This window comes from Hyphomonas sp. UBA3195 (genome assembly GCF_002366485.1).
In the GTDB taxonomy this organism is placed as follows: Bacteria; Pseudomonadota; Alphaproteobacteria; order Caulobacterales; family Hyphomonadaceae; genus Hyphomonas.
The window spans coordinates 95,135-112,481 of record NZ_DEXB01000045.1; the positions used below are offsets into that span (position 1 = coordinate 95,135).

Annotated in this window: 14 protein-coding genes and 2 tRNA genes; 4 read left to right on the top strand and 12 right to left on the bottom strand. The window is 59.1% G+C overall.

Going from position 1 to position 17,347, the window contains the following annotated elements; genetic code table 11:
• Positions 1-63 precede the first annotated feature (63 nt).
• On the bottom strand, positions 64-1,371 hold the full coding sequence (locus B2344_RS13625) for a TolC family outer membrane protein (protein ID WP_290483440.1): 1,308 nt from the start codon (positions 1,369-1,371) through the stop codon (positions 64-66).
• Positions 1,372-1,502: 131 nt separating this feature from the next.
• Positions 1,503-2,156, bottom strand: a complete 654-nt coding sequence (locus tag B2344_RS13630) for a protein-L-isoaspartate O-methyltransferase family protein (RefSeq protein ID WP_206992981.1) — start codon at positions 2,154-2,156, stop codon at positions 1,503-1,505.
• A 150-nt stretch (positions 2,157-2,306) separates the two neighbouring features.
• Between B2344_RS13630 and B2344_RS13635 the strand changes: the two genes are divergently transcribed.
• The 3 genes from B2344_RS13635 to B2344_RS13645 all read left to right on the top strand — a co-directional run bounded on the left by B2344_RS13635 (position 2,307) and on the right by B2344_RS13645 (position 3,405).
• Positions 2,307-2,380, top strand: a tRNA-Cys gene (locus B2344_RS13635).
• Positions 2,381-2,706: 326 nt separating this feature from the next.
• Positions 2,707-2,782 (top strand) — tRNA-Asn (locus tag B2344_RS13640).
• A gap of 104 nt (positions 2,783-2,886) precedes the next feature.
• Positions 2,887-3,405 carry a DUF3592 domain-containing protein gene (locus B2344_RS13645; protein ID WP_290483439.1) on the top strand — a complete coding sequence of 173 codons (519 nt, stop codon included), beginning with the start codon at positions 2,887-2,889 and terminating at the stop codon, positions 3,403-3,405.
• A 23-nt stretch (positions 3,406-3,428) separates the two neighbouring features.
• On the opposite strand, the gene B2344_RS13650 is transcribed toward B2344_RS13645, so the two are convergent.
• From B2344_RS13650 to B2344_RS13665, 4 genes are all read right to left on the bottom strand, one after another.
• A complete protein-coding gene (locus B2344_RS13650; RefSeq protein WP_206992979.1) occupies positions 3,429-4,019 on the bottom strand; it encodes an exopolysaccharide biosynthesis protein in 591 nt (196 codons plus the stop codon).
• The gene (locus B2344_RS13655) at positions 4,019-5,395 is read right to left on the bottom strand and encodes an L-serine ammonia-lyase (protein WP_206992978.1); all 1,377 of its coding nucleotides are present in this window, start codon (positions 5,393-5,395) and stop codon (positions 4,019-4,021) included. The genes B2344_RS13650 and B2344_RS13655 overlap by 1 nt, the downstream gene beginning before the upstream one ends.
• Before the next feature lie 73 nt (positions 5,396-5,468).
• Positions 5,469-6,650: an FAD-dependent monooxygenase gene (locus B2344_RS13660; protein ID WP_290485402.1), complete on the bottom strand. Its 1,182-nt coding sequence runs from the start codon at positions 6,648-6,650 to the stop codon at positions 5,469-5,471.
• A 30-nt stretch (positions 6,651-6,680) separates the two neighbouring features.
• On the bottom strand, positions 6,681-6,884 hold the full coding sequence (locus B2344_RS13665) for a zinc-finger domain-containing protein (RefSeq protein ID WP_034813464.1): 204 nt from the start codon (positions 6,882-6,884) through the stop codon (positions 6,681-6,683).
• 118 nt (positions 6,885-7,002) lie between these two features.
• On the opposite strand from B2344_RS13665, the gene B2344_RS13670 reads away from it, so the two are divergent.
• Positions 7,003-7,956: an ABC transporter ATP-binding protein gene (locus tag B2344_RS13670; protein ID WP_206992976.1), complete on the top strand. Its 954-nt coding sequence runs from the start codon at positions 7,003-7,005 to the stop codon at positions 7,954-7,956.
• A 55-nt stretch (positions 7,957-8,011) separates the two neighbouring features.
• Here B2344_RS13670 and trxA read toward each other — a convergent pair whose 3' ends face one another.
• The 6 genes from trxA to tsaE all read right to left on the bottom strand — a co-directional run bounded on the left by trxA (position 8,012) and on the right by tsaE (position 17,221).
• The gene (trxA, locus tag B2344_RS13675; RefSeq protein ID WP_034813468.1) at positions 8,012-8,332 is read right to left on the bottom strand and encodes a thioredoxin; all 321 of its coding nucleotides are present in this window, start codon (positions 8,330-8,332) and stop codon (positions 8,012-8,014) included.
• Between the two features lie 61 nt (positions 8,333-8,393).
• Positions 8,394-11,921 carry a double-strand break repair helicase AddA gene (gene addA / locus B2344_RS13680; RefSeq protein WP_290483437.1) on the bottom strand — a complete coding sequence of 1,176 codons (3,528 nt, stop codon included), beginning with the start codon at positions 11,919-11,921 and terminating at the stop codon, positions 8,394-8,396.
• Complete coding sequence (addB, locus tag B2344_RS13685; RefSeq protein ID WP_290485404.1) at positions 11,914-14,970, bottom strand: double-strand break repair protein AddB; 3,057 nt, start codon at positions 14,968-14,970, stop codon at positions 11,914-11,916. Before addB ends, addA begins: the two co-directional genes overlap by 8 nt.
• Entirely contained in the window at positions 14,960-15,688 is a 729-nt protein-coding gene (locus tag B2344_RS13690; protein WP_242517520.1) for a nucleotidyltransferase family protein, read from the bottom strand. Before B2344_RS13690 ends, addB begins: the two co-directional genes overlap by 11 nt.
• Positions 15,688-16,779, bottom strand: a complete 1,092-nt coding sequence (locus tag B2344_RS13695) for an aminoglycoside phosphotransferase family protein (protein WP_290485405.1) — start codon at positions 16,777-16,779, stop codon at positions 15,688-15,690. Before B2344_RS13695 ends, B2344_RS13690 begins: the two co-directional genes overlap by 1 nt.
• The gene (gene tsaE / locus B2344_RS13700) at positions 16,763-17,221 is read right to left on the bottom strand and encodes a tRNA (adenosine(37)-N6)-threonylcarbamoyltransferase complex ATPase subunit type 1 TsaE (protein WP_290479329.1); all 459 of its coding nucleotides are present in this window, start codon (positions 17,219-17,221) and stop codon (positions 16,763-16,765) included. The genes B2344_RS13695 and tsaE overlap by 17 nt, the downstream gene beginning before the upstream one ends.
• Positions 17,222-17,347: the final 126 nt, after the last annotated feature.

Here is a 17,347-nt window from a genome sequence, read left to right on the forward strand (position 1 = left end):
TCCCTATGCATTAACCGCTACGGGGATTGTGTTAACAACCGTTTATCGTCGTTAACGCGAGTCTCAGCCCGCGCCATCCAGAACCAGCATGTTCGGAGACAATTGTCCGGTCGCGCGCAGGAGATTGTGAGCGGCGACATAGGAGTCCCGCTCGGCCTGCACGAGGGCAAGCCGGGCTTCGAACAATTGCTGTTCCTGGTCCAACACATCCAGCGTGGTGCGAATGCCCACGGCCAGTTCTTCCGTGGCGCCGTCATAGGCGATCTGGGCTGCGTCGACCTGACGTTCGGAGGCCGAGATGGAGCGCAAGGAAGCTTCATAAGCGAACCAGGATTGTGCGATTTGAGCGCGAATGCTGCGCTGAAGCGTGTCGATCTGGCGCTGCGCCTGAGCGCGCTGCAGCTTGGCCGATTTCACCTGGCTTTTGATCAGGCCGCCTGAAAGCAGCGGGATGGTGCCTTGCGCCACAGCTGAGACGCTCGAATCGCGCTGAGTGAAGTCATTATAGGTTTCCTGGCGCGCCGCAGTGCCCACGATGCTGATCTGAGGCTTGTACTGACCGCGGGCAACGTCAATTGCCTCGCGAGCCGCACGTTCAGCATGGCGGGCGGCGATCAGGTCCGGATTCGTGTCGAGCGCGATCTGGACTGCTTCGTCCAGCGAGGCCGGAAGGGGCGGCAGCGGCGGCGGCGGCGCGAGATCGTCCGGCGCAAGACCGGTGAGGAACTGATAATTTGCAATATCTGCTTCGAGAACTGCTTCGGCGCCGGCCAGAGCGGCGCGCGCGCCTTCGAGGCGAGCTTGAGACAACGAAACATCGGTCCGCGTCACCACGCCCACGTCGAACCGGTCAGACGCCGCACGAACCTGCTCACCGGTCACTTCGACATTGTTTTCGCGAATCGAAACGGTTTCGAGGTCGCTGCGCACATCGACATAGGCCGTTATGACCTGAAGGATGAGATCCTGGACGGCGGCATCATATTGCGATTCAGCGGCGTCCACGCCGGCCTTTGCCTGACGGATACCGGCATTGATACGTCCTCCGGTATAAATGGGTTTGGCAGCCTGAATCTGGGCGCTGGCAATCGGACGGTCGCCATTCGTGCCGGAGAGCGACGCAAAAGCTGCGTTTGAATCTGTGTACTGGTAGCCAGCACTCCCAGACAGATCGACCGTGGTACGCCCCTGTGAGCGGGCCTGCTCCACACTCTCACGAGCAATATCTGTCTCAACTCGCTGAGATTGCAGCCCCGGATTGGTTGCGAGCGCTGCATTGATGGCGTCGGCGAGTGTGTCTGCTTGTGCTGCGGTCATCCCGGTCAGGCCGAGGGCAAAAAGGCTGACAGAGAGGGATCGGTGGAAATTCATGCGGCGCTCCTTGAGGCCCAGACCGACTGAGCCCCTTATATGCTTGATCCCTAATATAAGGGTTCTGACAGCATTAGTGAACACTGTTCACTTTTCTGGAGTCTTAACAAATTGTCGCGGCCTGTCGCTTGTCAGAAGACAAATGACTTCTTGCGGTCGAATGCAGGGAATTTTGGTGGAAAAGCATCGAATCCTTCGCGGGCCGATACTGTGTCGCCTGCGCGCGTGTAAACCTTGCCGCGTCCAAGCCCTTCCCGCTCGAGCGTCACGACGGCCAGTCGACCGCCCTCAGCCAACTGCGAAGTCCAGGCTTCTGGAAGTGTTTCGACCATGCCGCAGACATAGATAACGTCGAAAGGCGCCTGGTCAGGCAATCCTGCAGCGAGATCACCTTCGACGGCAACCGCCTGATCGATCCCAAGCGCTGCAAAGCGCTCTGACATGGCGTCCACGCGCGCATCGGTATCGTCGAGCGCGATAACGGTTTCGGCCAAATGACTGATAAGCGCCACCTCGTAGCCAGAGCCAGCACCAATCACGAGCACAATGTCGGATGGTTTGATGTCGGCCAGCTTGACCAATTTTCCCGTATCGCGCGGCGTCCAGAGGGCACGGCCCACGGACGTCTCGATTTCCAGTTCAGAATAGGCAACCGATTTGCGCGATGTCGGCACAAAGGCTTCGCGAGGCGTTTTCAAGAAAGCCGAGACGATATGCGGGTCAGAGACATCATTCGGGCGCACTTGCGTGTCGACCATGATCTCACGGGCTTTGTCGTAATTCATCTCGATTCCCTCTCGGGCTTTGTTATAGCGCGGTTTCCCTGCCCTTTAACATGGGTTTTCGGGGGCGCAATGCGCGATAAACGCACGCCGCATGAAAAGGACAGATTGCAAGCTACGAAGTTCGTTGCTAAGTGACGCGCCTTCTGGGACGGCTCTGTGGCGGAGTGGTTACGCAGCGGATTGCAAATCCGTGTACGCCGGTTCGATTCCGGCCGGAGCCTCCAGACTTTCAAATGACCACTCCTATCCGCCACACGCCTGACCAGCGCGCCCCAACAGGTGCGCCAGCACCCCGACGCCCATGATTTCGGAGTCGTAAACGCGATCCGGCAAATTTTCCCTCACACATTTGCAAACCGTTTACAGCCCGTTAACCAATTTGAGGGATTGTGTACCTGTCTTCTCTTGGAGACACCCACCATCACCCAACGCCTCGGCGGGAGCTTGTCTCCCGCCTTTTTTTTTGCGGAATCTGCAAGTTTTTATGACTTCGCAGCATGTGGGGGCTTGAACGGGTATTCGGGTCTGCTATTCACCCGTCTCCGGCTGTTCCGCGATAGCTCAGTTGGTAGAGCAGGCGACTGTTAATCGCCCGGTCGTAGGTTCGAGTCCTACTCGCGGAGCCACCTTCCCTTCCCGAAAAATCCTATACGTGACGTAGCCCATCCACGGGTCGCAGACTTCCAAGTCTTCTTCTACAAATGCTACACACCCGAAAGGGAGTTCATGTATGGTGGAAAAAGATGGAACGCGGCCGATTGGCGGAACGATCGTCCTTTGGATCGTTGCAACCGGGTTTTGCGTGATCGCCCCCTTCATCACCTACTCGGTTCTCAAACCTGTCGGCCTGACCATCGCAGCACAGAACTGGGAGGCGCGTCCGGCCGTCATCCTGTCCAGCCATGTCCAGAATCGAAACCGGCAATATCGACTGCGAACCGAGTATAGCTATGTCTGGGACAACGAGACTCATGTCTCTCGTCGTACCTTCTTTGATGAAACCTTGGGCGTTCGGGAATCCTATTATCACCAGCTCAATCGCCAACTGAGTCGGCACAAGTCTCGGAATGAGCCCCTATCCGTTTGGATTAATCCGAAAAGCCCCTCCAAGGCCGTCATCTATCGCCATATTCGCTGGGACAAGCTTGGGGCGGGGACCCTGTTTCTGAGCCTTTGGGCGCTGATCACATTCATATTGGTTCGCTCTGCCCTGGCCGAACTCAATCACGGACCGTCTTCAGAAGACTGAATTCTCCGCCTGATCAGGACCGATCAGCCGATCAGACGTTCCCAGAGCCGGATGACGAGATAGCAGCTGCCAACAAGACCCAGCGCCGCAAGAATCAGCACAAATCCATCGCGCGCGGTTAGCGCCAGCCCGAACAGGAGCACCGTCAAACCTGGCAAGACCGGCCCGAAAGGAATGAGGCCGAGCGGAAACGAGACGAGCGCCGCCGCGATACAAATCAACGCCACGAGCTGCACAAAGGGCGGGTCGGTCAGGAATGCGAGTCGCGGTTTCAGGAATCGGTCGACCTGGCAAACATAAGGATGCGCCTGTTCCACGCCCAGGATCAGCGCCGATCGCGGAAACTCGAAATCCAGAATGCGCCGCGGTACCCATGGATATTTCAGGCCCAGGACGATTTGACCCGCGATTATGAGAATGATCAGGGCGACGAGCCAGTTTGCGCCCGGAATGATGGTCAACGGGCTGATCGACACAAAACCCAGAAGCAGTAATAGTGGTCCGTAAGAACGTCGACCGACCGCATCAAGCATGGCCCCAACGGTGACCTTCTCTCCCGATGTCTGCTCCCGCAGGCTGTCCAGTAGCGATCCGAGATTGTTGACTTGCGTCATCAGCACTCCACGACGTTGACGGCTAATCCGCCCTGACTGGTTTCCTTGTATTTCGTGGACATGTCGAGCCCGGTCTGCCGCATTGTTTCAATGACCTGATCCAGGGAGACATGCGAATGCCCGGTTGAATGCAAGGCGAGCCGCGCCGCATTGACGGCTTTCACCGCTCCGATGGCATTGCGTTCGATGCAAGGTATCTGGACAAGCCCGCCAACCGGGTCACATGTCAGGCCGAGATTGTGCTCCATACCGATTTCCGCTGCGTTGGACACCTGTTGTGGAACTGCGCCCCAAACGGCAGCGAGGCCGCCAGCCGCCATGGAACAAGCCACGCCGACTTCACCCTGACATCCCATCTCGGCACCCGAGATTGAGGCGCGCTGCTTGTAGAGAATGCCAATCGCGCCCGCGGTAAGCAGGAATTTACGCGTACGGTCACGCGCATCGTCTGTACCACTGCAATAATGGCGGATCACGGAAGGGATAATACCAGCGGCGCCATTTGTTGGCGCGGTGACCACCTGGCCCCCCGATGCGTTTTCCTCATTCACCGCCATGGCATACACATTGAGCCAGTCAAACAATTGCTCGCGCTCGTTTGAGCCATGATCATTCGCGAGCTTCGCCCAGAGCGATGCAGCGCGACGTTTGACATTTAGCTTGCCCGGTAGGGTTCCCGTCTGTGACAGGCCCCGCTCAATGCATTTCGCCATAACGTCAGAGATACGGTCGAGCGCTTCAAACGTTTCAGACCGAGGCCGCAGGGAATCCTCGTTGGCCAGGACGAGATGTTCAATCGTGAGGTCGTTCTGCGAACACATCGTGATTAGCTCAGCGGCAGACGAATAAGGGTAAGGCACGTCGACTTGAGTCTGGATGAGATCGTCTTCAAGCGGCTTTTCAAGTTGGCGCTGGGAGGCAATGAATCCCCCGCCTGTTGAATACCACGTCTCGTCGGACAAAATTTCACCCGATGCGTCGAACGCCCTTAACCGCATGCCGTTGGGATGCAGGCTGGGGATAATTCCATATGCGAATACGATATCCTTATCCGGATCAAACGTGATCTGGTGCGTTCCGGCCAAGGAGAGATTGTGGCTGGAGTTGATCTCAGAGACGGCCGCATCTGCCGCGTCCGGATCCAAAGTCTCTGGTGCAAACCCGGCGAGCCCAAGTAGAACCGCCTTCGGCGTAGCATGCCCCTCCCCCGTCAGCGCCAAGGAGCCCTGAAGCTCCACCTCGATCCGCTGAACTTGTGAGAGATTGCCCGCCTTCGCAAGTCCGTCAGAGAAACGCGCCGCAATCCGGATGGGCCCAACTGTGTGGGAACTGGAAGGACCAATCCCCACGCGAAATAGGTCGAGAACTGAAAGCATAGGGACCCGAATATTGTTTCAAATGAAACATCTGAATGCCCGCTTCCCAGCGAGCTGACAAGCCGTGCGCCACTCAGCCCAGCGTGACGTCGTGCCCATAAAGCCAATCATTCCGCGAATGGATGAAGCCCTTCATCATGCGGCCGGCCATCCACATGGGACCGTATGTGGATAATTGGGTTACTGGATTACTGCGATGGAAAAGGCTCGCATTCTCTCTCGCGCCCGCCTGAACCTTGCTGGTGCGCGGTTTGCGGCAGGCCTCATAGGCCTTGAGAGCGTCGGGCAGGTCTGCCGCGGACGAAACTTCCCTTGCAAGTACATAGGCATCTTCAATGGCCATCACGGCGCCCTGCGCAAGGAAAGGCAACATCGGATGACAGGCATCCCCCATCAATACTGCGCGCCCGTCGGACCAGCGCGGTAACTCGTCGCGGTCAAACAGCGCCCAGCGATGCAGCACCGGCGCGTGTTCGATGATGCCGGTGACGGATGAGTGCCATCCCTTGAAATCAGCGAGCGCATCCTCTCGCGATCCTTCAGCGGTCCATGATTCCAGATGCTTCGCCTTGCGCTCCACCACGCCAACGAAATTGGCGAGACTGCCGCCTCTCAGCAGATAGGTGACCGCATGTCTGCGAGATCCGGTCCAGACTGTGGCCGTTGGAGGCGGGGTTTCGGTCAGGTCCGAGACAGCGGACATGGCCCGCCAAGCCGTCATGCCAGTATATCGGGGCGCTTCAGTGCCGAGCATCTGAGTCCGGACGACAGAATGAATTCCATCTGCGCCGACAAGAAGCTCGCCCTCGACAGTTTCGCCGGTGTCCAATGTCGCACGAACGCCAGTCTCATCCTTCTGATAGGAAACAACTTTTCGGCCAAGACTGACTGCTTCCGGACGGCGTGCGACCAGTGCATCGTAGAGAGCCTGGATCAGGTCAGCCCGGTGGACATGGAGATAGTCAGCGCCCCAGCGATTGATCGCCGACTTGCGGAGCGGGATGTCGAACAGCCGACGACCGCTGCGGCCCATCCGCATTTCCAGAGCCTTGGGACGGAACGCATCCTTGAGAATGCGGGCGGATACTCCCAGCTGATTGAGCACCTGCATGCCATTGGGGCTGAGTTGGATACCCGCGCCGACTTCATCCAGCACGCTGGACTGTTCGAAAACGAAAACCTCGTGCCCAAAATGATCGAGCGCCAGAGCGGCGGTCAGGCCCCCAATGCCTCCGCCTGCTATCAGGACGCGCATTCGGACACCTCACACATCATCCGGCCGCAATCATCGCGCCCGTGAAGGGTCTTGCTTGCCGCCGATCAGAACGAATCGCCGGTCACAATATTTGCACTCGACGAAATCCTCGTCGCCCATTTCGTACCAAACGCGCGGATGTCCGAGGGCGCCGCCGCCGCCATTGCACGAGACCCTATGGCTCGTCACCATTGAGATTTCCGGCGGGTCGAACACATCGCGTTTCGTGGACATGACTTGTAATTCCATCTGCAATTTCGTCGGCATGGTTGTTACCGGTGCCACATGGTCCTACCTAGATTGCACCGCCCATCGGCGCAAGATCGAATGGACAGAGTGAAAAGGCCCCCACATGTCGTCCAGCAAACCTGCCCCTGACTTCGCCATTGAAGTCAAAGACCTCAACAAAATCTATCGCGCATCTGGCAAGATGCCCGAAAAGCATGCGCTAAAGGGCCTGAATCTGGAGATTCCGCGTGGCTCTATCTTCGGACTGCTTGGTCCGAACGGTGCGGGAAAATCGACCTTTATCAACATTCTGGCTGGCCTTGTGAACAAGACGTCGGGTTCGGCGAGCATTTGGGGGCTGGATATCGACAAATATCCACGCCAGAGTCGGGCAGCCATCGGAGTGGTCAATCAGGAAATCGTTGCCGATCCCTTCTTCACGCCTTTGGAAATGCTTGAATTGATGGCTGGTTTTTACGGCGTGCCGAAATCGGAGCGCCGCAGCCTTGAAATCCTCACAGCCGTCGGGCTCGATGACAAGAAGGATGCCTATGTGCGCCAATTGTCGGGCGGCATGAAACGTCGCCTGATGGTGGCCAAGGCCCTCGTCCACAATCCCCCCGTCCTGATTCTCGACGAGCCAACAGCGGGTGTCGATGTGGAACTGCGCAGGTCTCTGTGGACCTATGTGCGGGAACTTCACGACAAAGGCACGACAATCATCCTGACGACTCATTATCTGGAAGAGGCCGAGGAGCTGTGTGATTCAATCGCCATCGTGAACCATGGTGAGATTGTTGCTTGCGAGCCGACCCCACAACTACTTTCCCGCCTCGACTACAAGACGCTGGTGATTACGCCGAAGGAACCGCTTGCGACCGTGCCCGCTGCCCTGTCGGATATGGATGCAGTGTTGCGCCCCGATGGCGATCTCGCCATTACGTTCCGGTCAAGCGAAACCGGTATCGGCAGGTTGCTGGAGACTGTACGCTCAAACGGAATCGGAATTGGCGACCTGGTTACAGAAGCACCTGACCTTGAAGACGTCTTCATCGCCCTGACCACGCAAGCTGCATAAAAAAAACGCCGACATCGCTGCCGGCGTTTTTTTAATATCTACTTAGCAAGACGTTTTAGACGCTTTGCTTGATCCAGTCAGAGATGGCCTGTTTGCTCATCGCGCCCAAGTGCGTCGCGGCAACTTTGCCATCCTTGAAGATCATGAGAGTTGGCATACCCCGGACTCCATACTTCGAAGGCGCGATTGGGTTCTCGTCCACGTCGATCTTGGCGACCTTGATCTGGCCTGCCAGCTCTTCGGACACCGCATCAATGTGCGGCGACATCTGCTTACATGGGCCGCACCACTCAGCCCAGAAGTCCACAACCACCGGCAAATCGGAATCGCCGATCAGGCCGTCAAATTCATCGTCGGTAACATTCACCGCAGCCATAGCGTGGCTCCTTCATGCTTTCTGTTTCAGTTGGAACATACATAGGAACTCTATTGGGAAGTCAAACCGGGCTCTGCGCACCCTTTAGAGCTTCTAATAGCATCTCCTCAGGCAAGAACATCAGGCGTGGACCGTCAGTCCAGCAAAGCGCCGTGCGCACCGTCCGTCCGGGATAGGCCCGCCTCAGAACAGCCCAATAAGCCGCCATCTGGGCACGATACGTTTCTGCTACACCGTCCGGCCTGTCAGGCGCAGGCTGATCGGTCTTGAAATCGACAATCAGCACTTCGTCATCCGTCACCACCAGCCGGTCGACCCGGCCATTGATGATCAGCCCGTCCGGCAGCTCAGGCGCCGAACCGACAATCGCAGCCTCCGCGCGCCCGCCGGGCCGGAACAGACGCTGCATGTCTGGCGCGTCCAGAATGCCAAAGACCGCAGCGTTCATTTCGTGGCGATCAGAATCTGTGAGGTCGGATAGGCGGGACAGGTACCTATCCGCGGCCGCCTGGCGCGCGGCAGGGTCCAGCGCCGGCAAGTATTCCAGCAAGGAATGAATGATTCTACCGCGGCGCAGGCGCGCCTGCCGCGTCTGGCTGAAAGGCGCAAGGACCGGTGTCTTGCGGCCAAGCAGGCTGGACGGCGCGCCGAACCTGCGCTGGCGTTCGGCCTGACGGGGTGGCGTAAACACCCAGTCTGGCAGCGCTGAATGCGCTTTGGATTCTTCGAATACATCCCGGTCTTTCGGAGGCACCCGTCCAAACCTGCGGATGCCATCCTCATCAGCCTCTTCAGCAAACCGGCTCATGGCCGCGCCACACAATGCATACCAGCTCCGGTCATGATACCCGGGCGGGCGCGCACCATGCCAATGACCGGCAATGATCAACCGGTCCTGCGCGCGGGTCAGCGCAACATAGAGAAGCCGGCGAAACTCTTCTTCGGATTTTGCGTTCGCAACAGCACGCGCATGCTCTGCAGCGGGGATGTCGCTGTCCTTGCGGGGAGACCAGATCGGCATGTCGCTGACGGTGAACATGGACGATGAAACAGACTTCGGCCCAGCGGTCGTATCGGGCAGCACGACGACCGGAGCCTGAAGCCCCTTGGCACCATGCACCGTCATCACCCTGACCTTTCCTTCAGGCGCGGCGAGATCTCGCTTGATCTCGACAAGCTTCGACTCCATCTCTGCAACGAAGGCCTGCAGTGAAGACGGCTCCGTCGCATCAAAGCCTTGAGCGCGGGAAAGCAGTGCCTCGACAGGATCATGAGCCGGCGCACCAAGCCGTGCATTGATCTTGTCCCAACCCGTCAAATCGTCCGCCCCCGGCACATCCAGCACCCGCGAGAGAAATTCGTATGGCGGCTCATGGCGACGCTCCAGCAGGCCTGACAAAAATCTTTCGGCAGCCTGCACATCGGGATCGTCACTCGCGCGAACGCGCGACCAGAGCGTCTCGCCCTTTCTGCGCTTGCTCGCAAGCCGGAACAGATACCGATCATCGTCCACCAGTCCGACGAAAGGCCCGCGCAGGATTTCCGCCAGTGTCAGATCACGCTCTGGCAGGAGCGCAAACCGCATCAAGTTCAGACAATCCTGTACTGCAATATGGTCGGTGAGCTTCAACCGGTCGGCCCCAGCAACCGGGAGACCTTCGGACTTGAGCGCTGAAATCATTGCATCGAAGAGGCCACCCGTCCGGCTACGCACCAAGATCAGAATATCCTCAGGCTTCATGGCCCGGCGCTGCCAGTCCCGTGTCGGCAATTCCTCCCATACGGTCTCGCCCCGATCCACCATGGCTTTCAACTGTTTTGCAAGCCGGCTTGCAAGCTGCGCCTTTGGAGAACTTGAACGCAGCGCATTTACGGGTCGTGACCACGCATCAGCGTCTTCGTCCTCGTCATGCTCATCCACCGGCCAGAGCTCTACCAAGCCGGGCTGGTTCGCGCGACGAGCTGTATGTGTGACCTCATCCGCCGTCAGCGGAGGTTGTGCGCCAGATGCAATGTCGACCGGCGGGGCCGAGTTCCAGACCGCGTCGACGAAGCCGAGAATTTCCGGCGATGACCGGAACGACATTTCCATGGTTTGGGACAGGGCCGCCGGATCCTTCTGGATATAGGCCTGCTCCTGCGCACGAAGCTGGGCAGGCTCTGCGCCCTGGAAGGAATAGATAGACTGTTTCTCATCCCCCACCACGAACAAGGTGCGCGGGTCCTGTTGGCGTTCGGCGCCGATGCCCGCGGTGAATTCTTCCGTCAACGCATTGATCAGCTGCCATTGTTCTGGGCTGGTATCCTGTGCTTCATCGAGCAGTATGTGACTGATTCCTCCGTCCAGTTTGTAAAGTACCCAGTCGGACATGCCGGTCCGGGTGAGCAAGTCACGTGTCTTGCGGATAAGGTCGTCGAAATCGAGCGCGCCGCGACGACGCTTCTCTTCCTGGTATGCGACCAGCGCATCCAGCCCGACTTCCAACAGAGCGGAGGTGCGCTCTACGGTCTCGGCCAGCTTCAACTTCGCCGCGAGCGCCTCAACGCGCGCCACTTCTGACCCAATTTCATCCTTGGTCGCGAACAGCGCGACCACATTGGCATCCTTACCCGCCTCTGCATTGTAAAGGGATTTGTATGCGTTGCCCTGAGCGCCGAAGAAGGCACCCTTGTAACAGCCCCACCGGCGGCCCGGGTCTTCTTCGTAAAGCGCCGCCTCTACGGCATTGGCCGTACGGGTATCATCACGCTTACCAGAGGCGCGAAGACTGATGAGGGCCTCTCGCAGTGCACCAACCGGCATCTGCGAGCCCATTTCCAGCTCGAGAATTTCTGCAGGGCTCGCCTGAGGTGCGTTCAGCCCCTCAATGAGAGCAGCACGCATCGCAGCCTGATTGAATGCATGCGTTTCAGCAAAATCAAGATAGACGCTCATCTGGAACCGCATGGCATTCAACGCAACGTCCGCACCATCATGCCCCCCTTCCAGCGCCAATACGTTCAAAGCTTCAGGAGCCACCTCACTTGCGTTCAGCACCGCTTGCGCACGAACGGATTGCCAAATTGCCTGAGCCTCATCTTCTTCAATCTCTGCGAAGCCGGGTAGCACGCCGGCCTCCAACGGGAAGCGTCGCAGGATGCGCGCACAGAACGCATGAATCGTTTCGATCCGAAGGCCGCCCGGTGTTTCAAGCGCGCGAGCGAAGAGTGCGCGGGCCGCTCTCAGGTCATCTGTCTTGTAGGCATCTTTCGGTCGCCCCTCCAGGCGGGACAATTCCTCGCGCAACTTGTCGTCGCGCATGATCGACCATTTGCCGAGCGTTCGAAACAGACGCGACAGCATCTCGTTTGCGGCGGCCTTTGTGTAAGTTATGCAAAGGATCGAATCCGGAGCAGCGCCCACGCGCCCATCTTCGCGGCGCAGCAACAGGCGAGCGACGCGATCAATCAGGACTTTTGTCTTGCCGCTGCCCGCATTGGCCATAACGAAAACCGGACGTGCCGGATCGGCCGAAACGAGCTGGGCAGTGTTCGCACGACGGTAGTCTTCCGTATCCGGCGGAGTAATGGGCATCTTCACGTCAGGCATCCCCGCCCTCCCCGTCTTCGGTATCACCTGCCCACTCGGCACGGCGGGCCAGGAGATTGTAGCCATTGTCGTATTTCACGAATTTCACCCGCGGCGCAGACAGGAATTTCGAGCTGGGTTCGCGATAGGCCTCAATCAGGCGCAACAGGCCATCTTCAGCCATGGTTGCCATGTCGGCGGGCTCTGTCGGGAGGTTGTGCTTGCCCCCCAGGCTGAATGCATCGGGCTTCGCCTTGAAGGCCACATAGTGCAACTGGTCAACCCGTGCCGCTGGCACCCCGTCATAGCCACCCTTCTGGGCGATGAGGGCCTGCAAAGGCATTTGCTGGCTAAGCCCTGTGGCCACTTCCTTGTCGCGCGGCGGACTGCCCGTCTTGAAGTCCACAATGACAAGATCGCCCCGGGCCGTTTGCTCTATCCGGTCAGCGGTCGCCGACAAAGTGAACGGCTGACCGGCGACGCTGTACTCAATGGAACCCTTGACTTCCTGCTTCAACTTGCCGCCCGACGTATCTCGCTGACTGCGCCAGACCATGAACCAATCTACTGTACGCCGCCACACGGCCTCACGCGCCGCCCATGCGTCGCCAGGTTCGCCCACACGCAGCAATTCCTGCCTGAGCAGGCCCATCAAGTGTTCGGCCGTCTTCGGATTTCCGTCTTCCTCGAACAGCTCTAGCGCCCTATGAATTGCGGTCCCACGCGGCGCAGGGCCGAGTTCATCATTCAGCGCATCGATTGAGGAGAGGCCCAGCACCTGTTCAGCCCAGAGCGCATATGGATCGCGCTGCAACAGGTCGACGCGTGTGGCGGACAAGCGCGCGGGCCAGCCTTCTGGGCGCGCGGACGGAGTCGGCTCGGCGCTAAAGTCAGAAAATGCATTGACCCGATTCAGCTTTAGACCTTCCACCAGCTTGATCGGATCAAACGCCGTGGGGGTGAAATGATCTGTAGCCTGATTCTCCAGCGCGCCTTCTGCGAGCGTCTTGAGCCGCCAGACCCAGCGCGACGCGACTGCCGGTGCATCATTTCGCCGTGAGGCGTAAACCAGAGTGACATCCGGCGCGCAGGCAAGCTGGGCAAAGTCGTGCGCGGCAAGTCCCATGCGCTCTTCAGGATCACCCAGGCCGAGGCGCGCACGGAAATGCCGGGGCAGGAACGCGTCCGGCGCCGGGCGCTTTGGCCAAACGTCCTCATTGAGTCCAGCAAGGATCACCCGATCCGCAGACTGAAGTCGCGCTTCCAGCGGCCCCCAGATCGAGAGTTGCGGATGCTCGGCTTCACCAAAACTGACGGTCATCTGGGACGCCTGCGCATTGACGAGATCGGCGAGCGCGGCCGGTCGCATCGGTCCCAGGGATTCAGAGACCTCGCGCACGAATTCAAGCAAGCGGCTCGTGGCTGCGCCGTCTTCCCCAGCCCAAGGCATCGGCGTCTGGCTGACCGATTCCGCCAAGGCTGCGATACGTTGAATTGCGTCGTCGCCGGTTACTTCTTCAATCTGGCTAAGGTCCGCATCGGCATGCTCGAACCGGGCAATCAGGGATTCCACAAGCGTGATCCCCCTAATCTGATCATCTGGCCCGAATTGCGGATAGGGCTCGATCATATCTCGAGTGCGAATGCTCTCGACCAGTTCCTGAAGGGATTTCCATCGTCGCGGACCTCTCAGGAAATGAAGCTCAAAGTCGGCGAGATCATCGACTGGCGCGGCCAGTTCATGCGTTAGAACCGCCACGATCAGGACCGGGTCGCCCGGATCGACCGCCCATTTCGCGCAGAGCCCCACGAAGCTACCGGCGGCTGTCCGCCCAACCGGAATACCGGCCGACGGCGGCACACTGATGTCCCAACGCTTCAGCAGGGCGGAAACCCGGCGCGCCAAACCAGCATCCGGCGTGACAAGGGCCGCCGTCCGGTCCTTGGCTTCCAATGTCTCGCGCATCATCAGGGCGATGGCACTTGCTTCAGCAGATTCGTCCGCAGCCTCTACGAGCGACAGGCCTTCCAGCGCGTCTCTTGCAAAACTTGGCACGTCGGTGCCAGCTGTTGCGGAAAGTTGGTCGAGGGTATCTCGCCAGTCTGCTGTGGCATCGGCGGGCGCGAGCGCCTCCATGATCATGCGACGGCGCGCGTCGCGCTTGGGGCCAATCTCGATGCCAGGCCATTCAGCCACAGCCCCCGGCTCAATTTCGAGCGCGACCAATGTATTGAGCAACGTATTTTGCGGATGTCCGACCTCGGAAAGAATACCGGCACGATGCTCTTCCGAGGCGGCAGAATCGAGCCCGGGCAAAACGATAAGCCCCATCGGCAATTGCAGCGCGGCTTTCATCAACGCGCGCCCGGCAGGCGTCGCCCCGGTCGAGCCGGCAATGATGACCGGTGCCTCGGGTGGATGCGCCAGCCAAGCCTCTGCGGTCGCTTCCGCAGCCAGCAATCTCCGTTGAAGGGGGTCGGTAACGCCCTGCTCTTCAAGCCATTTCGGCCAGGCATCGGTTATGATTTCGAGGAATTTGGCCGAGTTCTCCCAATGCTGGGCAAGGTCGGCGTCTTTTGCCAGATCTGCCAGCCCACTCCAGTCAGCCCCGGGGCTGAGATGAGCCTGGTCCAGCAATCGCGCCAGCTCGTTCGCGGCTGCAAGCGCCGACGATGGCGGAACATCCATGCCGGAACTCTCGCGATAATAGGCCTGCACAAGAGAGGCCAATGTTCCGAGCCGCTTGGCAGGCGCCAGTGCTGGGGGCAAATCGGTTACTGAAAACTCGGCGACAGGCGGGGCCTCGTCGCTTTCGAGATCGCCCATCGCCCGGATGTCTGGCGACAGGATCGGGGTTTCGTTCGCGGCGAGGAAAAGAGCGGCAGACAATTCCCGCGCAGACCGGCGGTTTGGAACATAAATGGTGGCGTCCGCCAACGCATCCGGAATGGTTTGCAAATCCACCGCGCGAGCCAGTTCCGCTGCGAGGCATTTCAGGAAGTTTTCGCCCGGCGGGATGGACCAGACTTTTGGCGCGCCTACGCCAAACAGGGCAGGATCACGCGCCATGGCAGCGCAACCACATTTCGGCATCTTTCAGGGCGTCCGGATCGCCCACATGCAGCCAGAAATCATCCAGTGGCAGACCATGCAGCCGTCCGGATTCGACAAGCGGCCCCCAAATTCGCCAAGCAACCGAGAAGCGCTCCACGGCGAGGCCTGAGAATGCTTGCGGTTTGAGGATGCGTACTCCCGCATAGGCCCATGGGGCAGACGGGTTTTCGCCGCGTCGCTTGAGGCTGCCATCCTCGGCACGGAGAAAGTCTCCGGCGCCCCCATATCCCAGGCTGCGCTGCGTATCCGCGAGAAGGAGGATCTCGTCCATCTGCGCTGGGTCAAATGCGCTGGCCAGATCGAGGAAAGGTCTCGGATCACCCTTACCCCAGAACGCATCTGTATTGACCACGAAGACGGGATCATCGCCAAGCATTGGCGCGGCTTTCACCAGCGCGCCGCCTGTTTCAAGCACTTCGCCACGTTCGTCCGACACAATCAGGTCCACACCCTTGATGCCCGAAACATGATCCTCGACCTGATCGGCGAGCCAATGGACATTGACGACGATCCGCTGAACGCCCGCTTCGATCAGTGGGTCGATCATCCGGTCCATCAGACGCTTGCCACCAACCTCTATCAGGGGCTTCGGACATGTGTCCGTCAGCGGCCGCATCCGGGTACCGAGCCCGGCGGCCAGCACCATCGCCGTATGCGGAATATTTGATGACATCAGCTTTCCTTGAACACGAAGGGGGTCGTCTCCCGCACGAAGGCCGCCATGGGCTCCAGTGCGGGGTGGGACAGATTGCGGGCCAGAAGTTTCAGTTGGCGCGGTTGGAATGTGCCATACCGGGCCTTGCCATCACGATGCTGCAACCGGGAGAACACACCTGCAATACGCAGCGCGTTGAGAGCCCCAATCACGGCGAGCCGCTCGTCAAAGGCCTCGCGCGTCTTGCCGGTCTGGTCGAGATAGTGCCGGATCGCGGCTTCGGACGCCTCATGCGAAACGTCCCGTCGCGCGTCCTGAGTCAGCATGGCCATATCCCACGCATCCCAGCCCTTCACCGCGTCCTGAAAATCGAGCAGCGCGATGCGGTCGTCGCCCAACCAGAGCAGGTTTTCTGCATGATAGTCACGCAGAGTGAACACTCGCGGGAACGACATTGCCTGTTCGATCAGGGCATCACGTTCGGACTCCCACCTAACGCGGGCAAGTCCAGTCAGCGCACCGCCACCCGCCTCCACTGGCAACCAGTCCGCATACAGGTCAGCATTCGAGGACAATGCGAGGCGGTCAAAATCGAGAATCGGCCATTGCTCGGACCCATAGATCACAGCTTCGGGGATCGGTTGCTGATGAAGTTTTGCCAACATGCCAGCGGCCAGCATGTAGGCGGGCACTTCCAAAGCTGGATCCTGCTCGATCTGCCGAGCCAATTCCCTACCGTCGCCGTAATCCTGCAGAATAGCCAACCCGGCTTCAGTATCATGCGCAAATATCTCCGGCGCCTCAAAACCGAGTAATCTGAGATGGTGCGCAATCAGGACGAAGGCGTCGACACGAGAGGCCGCCAAACGCGTCTGTGCATTCCAGCCCATCGCGTTGCGCGTGGCATCATCGGCATCCGGTGGGCATGGGTCGGCTTCGATGCGTGGGGCATCCATCAGCATCGCCGCCGAACCATCAGCGCGCACCATCCGAACATACCGGCGCGTGGATGCGTCTTGTCCCAATGGCTTGAGGTCTGCACCACCCCATCCATGACGCGCAAGAAAATCGGCGATCAGCGCGTCGCGGGAATTAGAATTGAAATTCATTGCAGCGCGCCCGCCAATCTTCGCCTTGGGGTTCCAGGGATACGAGCCGATGTTCGCCTTCAAAGTCAAAGACGATATCCAGCCGCCACGCAGGAAGGTGCTTTCCCGCTTTCTCCGGCCACTCGACAATCGCCACGCCTTCCGGCGTCTCGTCCCACCCAATCTCAGCCATTTCGTCAGGCGATCCCAGCCGATAGAGGTCAAAATGCCAGACGGGAAAATCCGGAGCCTCGTAGGCTTGGACCAGAGTATATGTCGGGCTCGGCACTTCCTGAATGTCCGGTATGAGCGCCCGGACCAGCCCTCGCGTAAATGTCGTCTTCCCGACACCCAGTCCGCCATGCAAGGCAATCACGTCGCCCGGTTTCAGCAAGGGGGCGATCGCATTGCCGAATGCGAGCGTGTGAGCCTCATTGTCGAGTCGGTAGGTCAATTTCATCATCATGTGCATATAAAAGACTGACCTCACACACCATCGTTTCCTGACCAAATTGCGGCAAAACGCGTGGTGACATGCCTTGCAGTAACAGGCAGACTGGCCTAGAACATTAAAAATGACGCAGGCGTC